Annotated in this window: 2 protein-coding genes; both read left to right on the top strand. The window is 63.2% G+C overall.

Annotation, left to right across the window (positions count from 1 at the left end; genetic code table 11):
- Positions 1 to 14 precede the first annotated feature (14 nt).
- Positions 15 to 9,827 carry a non-ribosomal peptide synthetase gene (locus tag L1073_RS11410; RefSeq protein ID WP_246899363.1) on the top strand — a complete coding sequence of 3,271 codons (9,813 nt, stop codon included), beginning with the start codon at positions 15 to 17 and terminating at the stop codon, positions 9,825 to 9,827.
- A 14-nt stretch (positions 9,828 to 9,841) separates the two neighbouring features.
- On the top strand, positions 9,842 to 15,931 hold a 6,090-nt coding region (locus L1073_RS11415; protein ID WP_246899383.1), incomplete at its 3' end, for a non-ribosomal peptide synthetase.

Raw genomic sequence — 15,931 nt, forward strand, 5'->3', positions numbered from 1 at the left:
CAGCAGGTACGCATATGAAGACGCACGTCCAGACAAGTAACCGTCAACCATCCCACACCGATGTCAATCATGGCTTCGTCGAGCATTTAAGCCGCCTGGCCCGGGAAAGGCCCAGCGACAGGGCGCTTGTCGTGGTAAATGCTCAAGGGGAAACCATTCTCGACTACGCCACCCTGGAGCGGCGTTCCCGCGCCTTGGCCAGCGAGCTCCAGCAGCGGTTTCCGGCTGGCGAGCGTGCCTTGATCCTGCTGGATAACGATGAGCACTACGTGGTGGCGTTCTTCGCCTGCCTGTATGCCGGAGTGATTGCGGTACCGGCCTTTCCACCGGAGTCGGCCAAGCAGCAGCACCTGGCACGTCTGCTGGCCATTGCCGCCGACTCCCAGGCCGCCTGTGTACTCACTTCAACGATGATTATCGATGTGGTCGCATCCACAAGCGAAGGCTTCGGTAGCGCTGAATTGATCGCCGTGGATGGTGTCGATGAGGCCCGCGCTGAATACTGGGTCGAGCATCGCCCAAAGCGTGATGATATCGCCTTTTTGCAATACACCTCAGGCTCCACGGCCGCGCCCAAAGGCGTCATGGTCAGCCATGGCAACCTGATGGCTAACGAGCGCGCCATCGAGACGGGCTTCTCGGTTGGTGCCGACGATGTCTTCGTCAGTTGGCTGCCGCTCTATCACGACATGGGCCTGATCGGTGGCCTGCTGCAGCCCATCTACTGCGGTATTCCTGCGGTATTGATGAGCCCGACCTTCTTTCTGCAGCGGCCGGTTCGCTGGCTGGAAGCGATTTCCCGTCACCGAGGGACCGTCAGCGGTGGCCCCGATTTCGCCTATCGACTGTGCCTCGAGCGCATTCGCGACGAACGGATTGAAGCGCTCGACTTATCCAGCTGGCGGGTCGCGTTCTCGGGCGCCGAGCCGGTACGCCACGCTACCCTCACTGGCTTTATTGAACGCTTCCGCCCGGTGGGCTTCGCCGCTGACACCGCAGCTCCCTGCTATGGCTTGGCTGAAGCCACGTTACTTGTCAGCTGCAATTCACGCGGCACAGGCGTGGTGGGCACGGCTTTTTCTCAAGCCTCGCTGGCCCAGGGCCATGCCAGCCCCACGGAGGATGGCAACATCCTGGTGGGCTGCGGTACGCCGCTCCCCGACCACGCTATCGATATCGTCGATCCCCAGAGCCGCCAAACCGTGCTGGCTGGCGAGGTGGGCGAGATCTGGGTCAATGGGCCCAGTGTGGCACATGGGTATTGGCAGAATCCCGAGGCAACGGCGAAAACTTTTGTCACCCGGGATGGGGTTAGCTGGCAGCGTACCGATGCTCATGACAACGGGGCCCGAGACGATCGCTGGCTGCGCACCGGCGATCTAGGCTTTTTGCACCAAGGGCAGCTGTATATCGCCGGGCGTATTAAAGACCTGATCATTCTGCGCGGCCATAACGTCTATCCCCAGGATATCGAGAGCGCTATCGAGGCGGAAGTGGAAGCGGTGCGTAAGGGGCGCGTGGCGGCCTTTGCCGTGACTACCCCGGAAGGCGCCGAGGGGATCGGTGTCGCGGCAGAAGTCTCCCGTGGTATGCAGAAGCTGGTGCCCGCCGAGAAGCTGGTCGAAGCGTTAAGCGAGGCAGTCGGCAATGCCTGCCATGAGACACTTTCGGTAGCGTTACTGCTCAACCCCGGCGGCCTCTCCAAGACCTCCAGCGGCAAGTTACAGCGCAGCGCCTGCCGCCAAGGCTGGGAGGCGGGGAGCCTGGATGCCTACGCCATTCACGCCTTTGGGCATTTTGTCAGCGGTGGCGACGATGACGCCAGTGAGGGAAAGGCATCGCAATCTACTGCGGAAGCTGGGAGCGAAACCGAGCAGACGTTAGCGAAGCTTTGGCGACAAGTGCTGGGAGGCAACAAGGAAACGCCACTGGGGAGCAATGCCCACTTCTTTGCTAGTGGGGGTAATTCTCTGGCGGCGGTGCGGCTAGCCGCCGCCATCAGTGATTACTGGGGTGTCGAGGTATCGCTGCACGCACTGTTCGAGCAACCGCGCTTGTCTGCCATGGCTAAAGCTATCGAAGCATGCCTGGCGGCATCATCGGATCAATGGGCGCTGGCCATCCCCCGTCTTGACGATGATCAACGTCAAAGCGATATACCGCTGTCAGAAGGGCAGCGTAGCCTATGGCTTACATGGCAGCTCGATCACCAGAGTGCTGGTTACAATATGGCGGGGGCACTGCACTTCAAGGGGGAGGTGGATTTATCGGCGCTCAATGCAGCGCTGGAGGCCCTGGTTCAGCGCCATGATATTTTGCGTACTTACTACCCCTTGAGTGAGGCGGGAGAACCTGTTCAGCGGCTAGCGCAGGACTGGAGTCCTGAGCTGATCTGTAATGATATACCCGGCGATACCGCGGATGAACAGGAGCAGGTCCTGCATGACACACTCACCAAACTGGCGCGGCAACCTTTTGATCTTGAACAGGCGCCTCCCTTAAACGTCGCCCTCTACCGCTTGTCCACGGAGCACCATGTGTTAGCTGTCGTTCAGCACCACATTGCTGGCGATGGATGGTCAGTACAAGTGCTCATCGATGATCTATGCGCACTTTATGAGGGCGCCTGCACACAGCGAGAAGTCAAACTTGCACCACTTCCAATACAGTTCGCAGATTATGCGGGCTGGCAGCAGCGTCAGCAGCATGGCAGTGAGCGACAGAGCCAACTTGCTCACTGGTGTGAACGCCTCGCCGGGGATCATCCCCCGCTAGCATTGCCTTTGGATCGTCCACGCCAAGCGCTGTCCGCACCCAGAGAAGGCCAACTACGTTTTACGCTACCAGGTGAGTTGAGCGAGCAGCTACGCAGCTTATCCCGTGAACGAAGCGTTTCGCTCTACGCTGTGATCTTGGCACTATTAAAGCTGACACTGCATCGCTTTAGCGGTGAGACCGATATCAAGGTAGGGGCTCCCATTGCCAATCGCCATAAAGCCGAGCTCCAGGGCTTGATTGGTTACCTTATCAATGTCGTTGTGCTGCGCACTCAGGTTGATCCCACTGAAAACTTCGAACGTTTATTAGATGAGGTGAACGCTACCCTGATCGATGCCCAGCTGCATCAAGAGGTACCTTTCGATCAGTTGGTGGAGGCACTGCAGCTCGAACGGCAACCGGGTGTGCATCCGCTGTTCCAGGTGAAGTGCACTCAACAGGAAATGTGGCAGGCGGAGCGCCATGTGGCTGGCCTGACCGTCCAAGCGGAGCAGGTATTCACGGGCATTGCCCACTTCGACCTGAGTCTCGATTTTTGCGATGAGCCGGAGGGAATAACAGGCCTATTCGCTTACTCCGCGGAGCTATTCGATGCCACCACGATTGAGCGCTTCTGCCAGGCATTCCGATTCCTGGCCGAGCAGATCGTCGCTGATCCGCAGTCTCACCCGGCGATGTTGTCGCTACCCGAGCCTATCTCCGTGCTGGAAGGCAACCAAAGCGAATTTCTGGCTCAGGATATACCCACCCTGCTGTCGAAAGCGGTGGCAGCTAATGCTGATGCGTCAGCCGTAGACGATGGGCAATACCGTTATACCTACGCCAGCCTGGATGCCCAGGCCCAAAGGTTAGCGGCAGAGTTAATTGCAAAGGGCGTAGGCTCCGAGGTGCGTGTAGCCATTCACGCCGAGCGTTCGTGCGAATACGTGCTCGGCATTCTTGCCGTACTCAAAGCGGGCGGGGCCTTCGTGCCACTGGATCCGCAACTGCCAGCGGAGCGTTTGGCCTATCAACTGGCTGACAGTGGCGCTCGCTTGCTGCTGAGCTGCACGGCTTGCGACTGGAGCGGGGGCGTTCCGGTAATGGAGTTGGCGTTTGCCGATGATACTCGGGCTGCAGTAGAACACGAACTGCCCGTCATCCATCCCCAGCAGACGGCCTATGTGATCTATACCTCTGGCTCTACGGGCAAGCCCAAGGGAGTGGCGGTAAGTCACGGTGCGCTGGCCAATTACGTGCAGGGCGTTCTGGAGGCGCTGGCGCTATCAGATGGTGCCCGCAACATGGCGATGGTGTCGACGGTAGCGGCGGATCTGGGGCATACGGGGCTGTTTGGAGCCCTGTGCACTGGGCGCACCTTGCATCTTATTTCCCCCGAATGCGCCTTCGATCCGGATGCCTTTGCGGCGTATATGCGCGAACAACGGATGGATGTGCTGAAGATAGTGCCTAGCCACCTGCGGGCGCTGCTGAGTGCCGCAAACCCGGCCGATGTACTCCCCCACGAGCGCCTGATCCTGGGCGGCGAAGCGACCGACTGGGCGCTACTGGCGCGTATCGCCGAACTCAAGCCAACCTGCCAGGTGCTTAATCACTACGGCCCTACGGAAACCACAGTCGGTATTCTCGCCCAGCAGGCCTACATAGCCGATCGAGCTGCCAGCACACTGCCGATCGGCACGCCGCTGGCCAATGCTCAGGCCTACGTGCTTGACCCCTGGCTTAATCCAGTGCCGAAGGGTGTTGCCGGCGAGCTCTACCTGGGTGGCTCTGGGTTGGCTCAAGGCTATCTACAGCGGTTGGGGCAAACGGCGGAGCGTTTCGTCGCCAGCCCCTTCCATGCGGGGGAGCGACTCTATCGCAGCGGTGACCGTGTGCGCCAACTGGCCGACGGTAGCCTGGAATTCCTTGGCCGCGTGGATGATCAGGTCAAGATTCGCGGCTATCGGGTGGAGCCGAGCGAAATCGCTGCCCTGTTGAGCGAACAGCCGGATATTGCAGAAGCTGAAGTAATTGCACGGGACAACGAAGAAGGCCGCGAACAACTGTACGCCTACGTGGTGATGGTAGCTGGGAGCGATGTCGATGACGCCGCGTTACTCGCGCAGCTTGGCGAGCGCGTGCCGGACTATATGGTGCCCAGCGGCCTCGTGCGGCTCGATGCCTTGCCACTGACTGCCAATGGTAAGTTGGATCGCTGGGCATTGCCGGAACTGGAACGGCAGCGCGATGCCTTCGCAGCGCCTCTGGGGGACGTGGAAACGATCCTGGCGGACCTGTGGACCTCGCTGCTGCCGGTGGACCGGGTCGGGCGCCACGACAACTTCTTCAGCCTGGGCGGGGATTCCATTATCAGCCTGCAGGTGATCGCCCGGGCCCGGAAGCAGGGCGTTCGCCTGACGCCCAAGCAATTGTTCGAGAAACAGACCATTGCCGAGCTGGCGCAGGTGGCCGAGTTCCAGGCCGAAGCCACCCCGGTGCAACCATTACCGTCGGCATCCTCCAACCAGGCCCATCCGCTGACGCCCATCCAGCAGCGCTTCTTCTGTCAGCCCATGGCGAACCGGCACCACTGGAACCAGTCGATACGCCTGCGCGTGCAGGCCTCGCTGGATGCCGACATCCTGCGCCACGCACTGGCCGCCTTGGTCCGGGCCCATCCGGCGCTGCGCCTGCGATTCGATACGGAACAGGCGACCCAGACAATCGCCGACCGGTCACCGCAGGACCTGCTCCAGGTCGTGGACGTTGTGGATGAGTCCGCCATGCTGGCCACGTTCAACGAGGCCCACCGCAACCTGCACCTGACCGACGGCCCGCTGCTGCGAGCGGTACTGGCCATTCTGACGGATGGACGGCAAACCCTGATGCTGACGGCTCATCACCTGGTGGTGGATGGCGTGTCCTGGCGTGTGCTGCTGGACGACCTGAAAACGGCCTATGGTCAGCACCTCCGGGGCCAAGCAATCGATCTCGCTGCTGAAGCCACGGGGCTTCACGACTGGGCCGGTTACCTGAACCGGACACTGGCGGACGGACGGTTCAACGGCGAACTCGACTACTGGCAGGCCTTCAGCGCCGAAGAAGCGGCCATGCCCTGCAGCCGGCCGGATGCACCGGCCCGGATTGCCGACGCCGGCCACCTAGACATGGCCCTGGATGCGGCGCAGACCCGGGCCCTGCTGAACGATGTGCCCGACGCTTTCTGCACCCGCATCAACGATGCCCTGTTGGCGGCACTGGCAGCGGCGCTGGAGCAGTGGACCGGCCGCGCCCGCAACGTGGTGATGCTGGAAGGCCATGGCCGCCAGGGACCCGAAGGTGCGCCGGACGTCAGTCGGACAGTCGGCTGGCTCACCTCGCTCTATCCGGTCGCCCTGGACAGTGGGGCGGATATCCTGGCCACCCTGAAGCAGATCAAGGAAATGCTGCGCGCCGTACCGGGTGATGGCCTGGGTTATGGCGTCCTTAAGGAGTTACAGGGCGAGGACCTGCCGTCGCTGACGGGCGTCGGGCTGACCTTCAACTATCTGGGGCAGTTCGAATCCCCTGCGGCATTCGGGCTGAGCCTGGATGATGGACCTGTCGGTGACCTGCGCGACCGTGAGGGGCCCATGGCGAACGCGCTGGTGGTGGATGGCCTGATCCGCGACGGCCGGTTGCGCCTGCACTGGACCTACAGCGAAGCCCGCTTCGACCGGCCACGGGTCGAAGCCCTTGCTGATGCCTATCGGCAGGCGCTGACGTCGCTGATTGAACGCTGCCGGACGCACGGCGGCGGCCTGACGCCGTCCGACGTCCCATTGGCCCGGCTGGATCAGGCGCAACTGGATGCGCTCGACAACCCCGCCAACATCGAGGACATTCTGCCGCTGGCGCCGATGCAGGAAGGGATCCTGCTGCACAGCCTGCTGAAGCAGGGCAGCGGCATCTACCTGATGCAGGACCAGTATGACGTCCACAGCGCCGTGGATTTCGAGGCGTTCAAGGCGGCCTGGCAGGCCGTCGTACGCCGGCATCCGATGCTGCGCACCGGTTTCCACGATCTGGATAACGGCATCCAGCACCAGATTGTCTATCGCGACGTGCCGTCGCCGGCGCAGTTGGTTGACTTGAGTCACCTGGACAGGGCAGATGCCGAGGCGGAACTGGACGCGCTGCTGGCCGCCGAACGAAGCCAGGGGTTCGACTTCGCCAAACCACCACTGCTGCGTCTGCGGCTGGTGCGCTTCGGCCCGGGCGAGTACCGCATTGTGCAGAGCCACCACCATGCATTGATCGACGCCTGGTGCCGTGGCCTGATGCTGGCGGAGTTCTTCGATCACTACCGCACATTGGTAGATGGCCGGCAGCCGGTGGTGATCCCGGCGCGCCCCTACCGGGACTTTATCGCCTGGCTGCAACAGCAGGATGAAGCGCAGGCACGGCAGTTCTGGCGCGACACTCTGGCTGGTTTTACCGAGGTCACGCCCCTGCCGTACCAGCGCACGGGGAATGGTCCATCGTCCATCCAGGATGTGTCCCTTGCTCTCACGGTGGGGGAGACGGCTCAGTTGGCCGAACGGGCCCGTAACGAAAAGCTGACGGTAAACACCTTCATGCAGGCGGCATGGGCATTGTTGCTGATGCGCCACGGCGGCCTGGACGAAGCGCTGTTCGGGGTGACCGTTGCTGGTCGCCCGTCGGAGCTGGATGGGATTGAGGAAACCCTTGGTCTGTTCATCAATACGCTACCGCTGCGTATTGGTGCTGAAAGCGCAATCCAGACTAGGCGCGACTTCCTGCATTCACTGCAGTCCGCTAACGCAGCAATGCGCCAGCACGAACACCTGTCCCTGGCGGAGGTGCAGAACCTGGCGGATACCCCGCGCGGCGGTGCCCTGTTCGACAGCCTGTTCGTGTTCGAGAATGTGCCCATGGGAGCGGAAGTGCAGCAGGCTGCCGAGGCCTACGGCATAACGCCACTGGCGAATCGCACCCACACCAACTACCCGCTGACGGTGGTCATCCTGCCGGGCGAGGTTTACCAGCTGCAATTCAGCTACGACCAGCGATATTTCCGGGAACGGGATATGCAGGTGCTGCTGGATCAGTACCACCAGGTTCTGAGCCAACTGATGCAGTCGCCGGAGCAGCCGCTTGCCGGTATCCGGCTGGTTTCCATGGAGGACAGGGGTGAGCTGCTTAGGCTCGGCCAGGGCCAGGTGGAGCCGGACTGGATGAGCCTGAGCTGGCTCGAACGGTTCGAGGCCTGGGCGCTGGCCGATCCCGGCCGGACTGTCGCCTGCTGCGAAGGCGAATCGCTTCACTACGGCGCCCTGAACCAGCAGGCCAACCGCATCGGGCAGGGCCTGATCGAAGCTGGTGTCGAACCGGACCAGGTGGTGGCCCTGTATTCGCCCCGCAACCTGGAGCTGCTGACCCTGATGGTCGGAGCCTTCAAGGCGGGCGGTGCCTGCCTGGCTCTCGACGAGCGCCATCCGCCTGCGCGCAGCGGGCGCATGCTGCACAGCAGTCATGCGCCGGTGCTGGTGGCGCCGGAAGCCTGTCTGGCGCAGGTGGAGGCCATCCTGACGGAATCCGAAGCGCGGCCTCGGGTGATTACCCTGGAATCCCTGCTGCGGACGGGCAGTGACGCCAATCCGTGCCGGTATCCGGCGATGGATCAATTGGCCTACGTGGTCTACACCTCCGGCTCCACTGGCGAGCCCAAGGGGGCGATGGTCAGCCACCAGGGCATGCTCAACAACCAGCTTTCCAAGGTGCCCTACCTTGAGTTGGGCGAAGGCGACATCATCGCCCAGACGGCCGCAACCGGGTTTGACATCTCCGTCTGGCAGTTCCTGACCGCCCCCCTGTTTGGCGGCCAGGTTGAGATAATCCCCGATACCATCACCCACGATCCCCAGCAACTGGTGTCAGCCGTGGCGGACAGCGGCGTGACCGTGCTGGAGACCGTGCCGGCGGTGATCGAGGGCATCCTGGCCACGGCGGAAGAACCGACGCTGCGCCTGCGCTGGATGCTGCCCACCGGGGAAGCCCTGAACCGCGAGCTGGCACGACGCTGGTTCGAGCGCTATCCGGCCATTCCGCTGGTCAACGCCTATGGACCGGCGGAATGCGCCGACGACGTGGCCCTGCAGACGTTGCAGGGCATCGCCGACACCGAGTCTGGCATTCCCATCGGCCACCCCACCGACAACAACCGGTTGTACGTGCTGGACGTGCACCTGCAGCCGCTGCCCCGAGGTGTGGTGGGGGAACTCTACGCCGGTGGCACTGGTGTGGGTCGGGGCTATGCCGGCCGGCCTAGACTGACCGCCGAACGTTTCCTGCCGGACCCGTTCGGGGCACCGGGCGAACGTCTCTATCGCACCGGTGACCTGGCCCGCTGGACGGATGACGGCGTGCTTGAATACGCCGGTCGCGCGGACCTCCAGGTCAAGATCCGGGGTCAGCGTATCGAGCTGGGCGAGATCGAATCCTGCCTGTTGGCCTACGCCGGCGTCCGGCAGGCCGTTGTCGCGGCGAAGGACACGCCCCATGGTCCCCGGCTGGTGGCTTACCTGGTGGCCGACGATGGCCTTCAACTGGCGACCGAAAACCTGCGGGACCGTCTGGCCGCCGAGCTGCCGGCGGTGATGGTGCCCACCCACCTGATCGTCGTCGATCGTCTGCCGTTGAATGCCAACGGCAAGCTGGACCGCAGAGCCCTGCCGGAACCCGCCCTGGACGATCGCCCCTTCGAGGCGCCGTCCGGTGACATTGAGACCGACATCGCCGCGCTGTGGAAGGAACTGTTGCAGGTCGAGCGTGTCGGCCGACACGACCATTTCTTTGAGCTGGGTGGTCACTCGCTGCTCGCTACCCGCCTGTTGTCCCGGATCCGTGAAACCCTGGGCGTCACCGTCCCGCTGGCGGAAGCCTTCGAGGCCATCACCGTGGCGGCCATGGCGGAGGTGGTGAGGCGCCTGCAGGACCAGACCCTGGACCAGGACCGCCTGGACAACCTCGACGCTTTGATGAGCGAACTGGAGGAGATCGAATGATGCCGGACAACGCGATGTCCCTGTCACGCCGCTTCCTGGAACTGAACACCGACAAGCGCCGGATCTTCCTTCAGAAACTGCAGGCTCAGGGACTGACCCTGTCGGCCCTGCCGATCCCGCAGGGCGTGGCCGGCGATGTGAGTCCGGCCTCGTTCGCCCAGCAGCGTCTTTGGTTCATCGACCAACTGGAACCCGGCAACAGCGCCTATCACCTGCCGGGGGCCATCCGCCTACGCGGTTCGCTGGACCGGGCCGCCTTGCGGACTGCATTCGATACCCTAGCGCAGCGCCACCAAAGTCTGCGCACCACCTTCCGGATGGACGATGACGGTGAGCCGCAACAGATCATCGGTTCGTTCGCTCCGGTGGAAATCCTGCAGCTGTCCGCTGACAGCGAAGCCATGTTCCAGAAGCAGGCCCAGGACGTGGCGCAGCAGCCTTTCGATCTGGTCAGGGGGCCGCTCTGGCGGGGCGTACTGGTGCGGATGGGAGAAGACGATCACCGCCTGGTGCTGTGCCTGCATCACATCATCGCCGACGGCTGGTCGATCCAGGTCATGCTGATGGAGTTCGTGCAATGCTATCGCGCCGCGCTGAACGGTGACGTGTCCGATCTGCCGCCACTGCCGCTGCAATACGCGGATGTGGCATTATGGCAACGTCGGGCCCTGGAGGCGGGCGCCGGTGAAGCCGATCTCGATTACTGGGCCCGCCAGTTGGGTGACGAGCCGCCGGTCTTGGAACTGCCCACGGACCGGCCGCGCCCGGCCTGGCAGTCCTTCCGGGGTGGGCGCTATCACTTCCGGCTGGACGACGGGCTGGTCAAAGCCCTCAACGCCCTGGCCCTTACCCGAGGCACTACGTTCTTTACCGTGATGCTCGCCGCCTACAAGGTGCTGCTCCACCGGTTGAGCGGCCAGACCGACCTGAGTGTCGGTGTGCCGATGGCCGGCCGCGAGCGAGCGGAGCTGGAAGGGTTGATCGGCTTCTTCGTCAATATCCAGGTCCTGCGCAGCGAGCTGGACGGTAGCGAGCCGTTCACGGCGGTCCTGAACCGGGAGCGTGAGGTGGCCCAGCAGGCCCAGGCACATCAGGCATTGCCTTTCGAACATTTGGTGGACCACCTGCAGCCAGAACGCAGCCGGAGCCACAACCCGCTGTTCCAGGTGCTCTATAACCACCAGCAGCGCGATGGCGAACGCTTTGAACTGGCCCCGGGCCTGAGCGCCGAATTGTTGGCTCAGGATGCCGGCGCGGCGCAGTTTGACCTGGCATTGCACACCTGGGCCTTCCCGGACGGGCGCGTGGGCGGTAACTGGAACTACGCGACAGATCTGTTCGATCGCCAGAGCGTGGAGCGGATTCATCGTTGCTTCGAAGGTTTGCTCAGGCAGATCGTGGATGCCCCCGATCAGTCAGTAGGCGATTATGATCTGCTGGACGAGACGGATCAGGGACAACTGTCGGCCTGGAACACGACCGTCACTGATTATGGCCAGCCCAAGCCGGTGCATCGTCTGTTCGAGCGCCAGGCAACCGCGCACCCGGACCGCGAGGCCCTGGCCTTCGGCGACGAGCGCCTGAGCTTCGGGGCACTGGATGCGCGCGCCAACCGCCTGGCCCATTACCTGATCGGGCAGGGTGTGGGCCGCAACAGCCTGGTCGGCGTGGCAGCCGAGCGCTCGGTCGCCATGGTGGTGGCGCTCTACGCCATCCAGAAAGCCGGCGCGGCCTATGTGCCCATCGATCCCGAGCACCCGGAGGCCCGCCAGAGGCAGGTACTGACTGACGCCGGTGTGGACCTGTTGCTGAGCCATAAGGCGGTGATTGATCAACTGCCGGCCCCAGACGATCTGTCGGTCATTAACCTCGACCAGCTTGATCTGACGAATCAGTCCGCGTCGAGACCCGATGTCGAGATTCATCCGCAACAGCGGGCTTATGTGATCTACACCTCCGGCTCCACCGGCAAGCCCAAGGGTGTGGTCAATACCCACGCTGCGCTGTTCAACCGCTTGCAGTGGATGCAAGCGGCCTACGAACTGGACGCAGATGACACCGTCCTGCAGAAGACGCCCTACAGTTTCGATGTGTCGGTATGGGAGTTCTTCTGGCCGCTGATGGTAGGCGCGAGGTTGGTGGTTGCCCAACCGGGGGACCACCGGGATCCGGCGAAGCTGGTGGATCAGATCCAGCGTGAATCGGTCACCACCATCCACTTTGTGCCGTCCATGCTGTCCGCTTTCCTGACCCTTGATGACCTGGCTGGCGGTGACTCCCTGCGCCGGGTGATCTGCAGCGGCGAAGCCTTGCCGAAAGACCTGCAGGACGAGGCCCTGCGTCGCCTGCCCAAGGCGCAACTCTACAATCTCTACGGCCCCACCGAAGCGGCCATCGACGTGACCCACTGGACCTGCGGCAAGGACGAACGCACAATCGTGCCCATCGGCCAGCCCATCGCCAATCTGCAGGTCTATATCCTCGACCACCGCCTGAACCCGCAGCCCATTGGCGTGCCGGGGGAACTGTATATCGGCGGCGCCGGTCTAGCCCAGGGCTACCATGGCCAGACGGACCTGACGGCGGAACGCTTCGTGCCGAGCCCCTTTGCCCGGGGCGAGCGGCTCTACCGCAGTGGTGACCTGGCCCGATGGTGTCACGATGGCACGATTGAATACCTGGGTCGGCTGGACCACCAGATCAAGCTGCGTGGTTTGCGTATTGAACTGGGTGAGATAGAGGCTGTGCTGCGGGAGTCCGCCGATGTGATTGATGCCGTTGTCATCGCCCGCAATGATCAGTTGATCGGTTACGTGCAGGGTACCGGCATTGAAACGGACGCCTTGAGATCGGCGCTGAAAAAGCAACTGCCGGACTACATGGTGCCGGTGCACCTGGTGGTGCTGGAGCGCTTCCCGCTGTCGGCCAACGGCAAGCTGGACCGCAAGGCACTGCCCGAGGTGGAGGTGCAGTCAGCCGGGTACGAGGCGCCGCAAACCGATACCGAACAGGCCCTTGCCAATCTGTGGCAGGAGGTACTTGGCGTTGACCAAGCCGGGCGACAGGACAACTTTTTTGCCCTGGGTGGCGATTCCATCCAGAGTCTGCGGATTATCGCCAAGGCCAAACGCATCGGTCTGGAACTGACGGCCCGGCAGGTGTTCGAGCACCAAACTATTGCCGACCTGGCTTCCGTGGTAACCCATGCGACGGTCCAAAATCACGCCATTGACCTGGAACGGGACTTCCCGCTGACACCCATCCAGCAGTGGTTCTTCGACCAGGCCATGCCCCGGCCGGATCACTGGAACCAGGCGCTGTTGCTCAAACCGGAGACCGTACTGGACGGCTCAGCTCTGGCCCAGGCCCTGAGCGCCGTCTATCGACAACACGATGCACTGCGCCTGCGTTTTGCCCACCATAACGGGGCGTGGCGGCAAGCCTATGGGGCACCTGGCGAGTCGGATGACCTGCTCTGGTCGGTGACCACAACCTCTGACAAGCTCGCGAACGAATGCGACCGGGCCCAGGCCAGCCTGGACCTGGGCGAGGGTCCCTTGATGCGGGCACTGCATGCGCGGCTGGACGACGGTTCCGAGCGGCTGCTGCTGGCGGTACACCATCTGGTTATCGACGGTGTGTCCTGGCGCATCCTGCTGGACGACCTGATGCGGGCCTACCGCCAGGCCCGCCAGGGAGAAACCATTGACCTGGGGCCGAAGGGCGTTCCGTTCCAGGCCTGGGCGGATCGATTGCCAGCGGTGTGGGATGAAGCGTCGCTGGCCGAAGAGATGGACTATTGGGCTGCCATCCCCGCCCCGACACCGCTGCCAGGTGTGAACGAAGCCGGGCCGAACACCCTGGCCCAGTTGGCCCTGTCGACCATCGCTCTGTCCGCCGAGATAACCCGGGAGTTGCTGACAGAGGCGCCGAAGGCCTGGCGCACGCAGGTCAATGACCTGCTGCTGACTGCCCTTGGCGAAGCGCTGTTCCAGTGGGGCGGTCACTCGCAATCGACCATCGCCCTGGAAGGGCACGGTCGCGAATCGCTGATTGAAGGCGTGGACCTGAGCCGAACTGTCGGCTGGTTCACCAGCCTGTACCCGCTGTGTGTATCCGGTGGCGGCAACCTTGTCGATAACCTGAAAGCCACCAAGGAATCCCTGCGTCAGGTGCCCCGTGGTGGACTGGGGTATGGCGTATTGCGCTACCTGAATGGCGAGCGCGGGCTGCCGGATCTCGCCGGCGCCGTCCTTTTCAACTATCTGGGGCAGGTGGACTCACGCAGCCTGGATGGCCTTGTTCTGGCGGAAGAATCGCCCGGCGCCATGCGGGCAGCGGATGTCCCGCTGGGATTTGAGCTCTCGCTGGATGGGCAGGTGCGTGACGGTGTGCTGTCCTTCACCTGCAGCTACAGCGCCGCGCGTCATCAGAGCGAGGCGATTGACCGCCTGATGGAACACTTCCACCGGGCCCTCGAAGCCGTGGTTGCCACCTGCCGGGAAACCGGGGGCGTGACCCCCTCGGATTTCCCGCTGGTTGCCCTGGATCAGGCTGCGCTTGAAGCCCTTCCAGTCGGACAGTACGACATCGACGATGTCCTGCCGCTGACGCCGATGCAGCAGGGACTGCTCTTCCACAGCGAGCTGGGGGGCTCGTCCGATGCCTACGTCAATCAGGTGTCCGTGACTCTGGATGACCTGCCTGTGGAGCCGTTCAAGGCGGCCTGGCAGTCGGCGATTGCGCGACATCCAATCCTGCGGGCCGGGTTTATCCACGCGCCCGGTTCCCGGATGCCGGTGCAACTGATCCACTGCAAGGCCCTATTGTCGATCCGCGAGCTGGACTGGCGCACTGAAGAGTACGCGGCGCTGGATGCCCTTTGTCAGCAGGAAAAGGCTGCGCCCTTCGATCTGGCCCGGCCGCCGTTGATGCGGATGGTGCTGGTACGGCTGGGGGAGCGGCGCTGGCAGATGATCCTGACGCTGCACCACATTCTTCTGGATGGCTGGAGCAGCGCGGCGTTGTTGAGCGAGGTGATGCGCGAAGCGCTGGGTGACCAGCCGCAAGGCCCGGCTCGCTACCGTGACTATTTCCAATGGCTGGGCGAGCGTGACGCGGTGGCCGCCGAAATGTTCTGGCGGGACCAGCTCAGTGCGTTGTCCGAACCCACGCGCCTGGCCCCGTTGCTGGCAGACAGCCGCTGCCTGCCGCTGGAAGAGGCTACACTGGCGGATATCGTGCTGAACCTGGATCACGATCACCTGGCGGCGTTTGCCCGCCAACAGCAGGTAACCCTCAATACCCTGATCCAGGCAGCTTGGACCCTGATCCTGCAACGCTACAGCGGCCAGCGTCGGGTAGCGTTCGGCGCCACGGTGTCGGGCCGGCCGGCATCGGTGGCGGGCATGGATCGGCAGATAGGGCTGTTCATTAATACCTTGCCCGTGGTCCAGGCGCCGGCCCCGGAGCAGCGCCTGGGAGAGTGGCTGGCGGAGCTCCAGGCCCATAACCTGGCATTGCGGGAGCACGAACATACACCGCTGTACCAGATCCAGCAGTATGCCGGGCAATCCGGCCGCGAGCTGTTTGATTCCTTGCTGGTGTTCGAAAACTTTCCGGTGGACGATGCCCTGCGCAGCGATGCTTCTGGCGTGCGCGCCAGTAACCTGCAGGTGAGCGAGCAAACCCATTATCCTCTGAGCCTGGCGGTCGAGGCCGGTAAGGGGTTGGTCCTGCACCTGCACTACCGTAACGATCACGTATCCCCGGCTCGCGCCGACGCACTGGCCGGCCAGTTGGAGCAGCTGCTGACCGCCATGGCCCGAGGCGGCGAACAGCGACTGTCGGGCCTGCCACTGCTGACAGCTTCCGAACGGCAAGTCTGGGACGACTGGAATACCGTCGATCATCCCTCGGTGGACCCTCGTCCGATCAGCGCCCTGATCGCCGATCAGGCGCAGGAAAGGCCGGAGGCGATGGCGGTGGTCCACGGCGAGGATCGCCTGACCTTCGCCGAATTCGATACCCGCGCCAACCGCCTGGCCCACTGGCTGATGGGGCAGGGCATCGGCGCCGAGAGTCGCGTGGGCGTGGCCCTGGAG

The sequence above is a fragment of the Chromohalobacter nigrandesensis genome (assembly GCF_023061285.1).
Classification (GTDB): domain Bacteria; phylum Pseudomonadota; class Gammaproteobacteria; order Pseudomonadales; family Halomonadaceae; genus Chromohalobacter; species Chromohalobacter nigrandesensis.

Bases quoted from the DNA above. Each gene is read 5' to 3' on its own strand.
- L1073_RS11410 (WP_246899363.1), top strand. From the start codon at position 15: ATGAAGACGCACGTCCAGACAAGTAACCGTCAACCATCCCACACCGAT.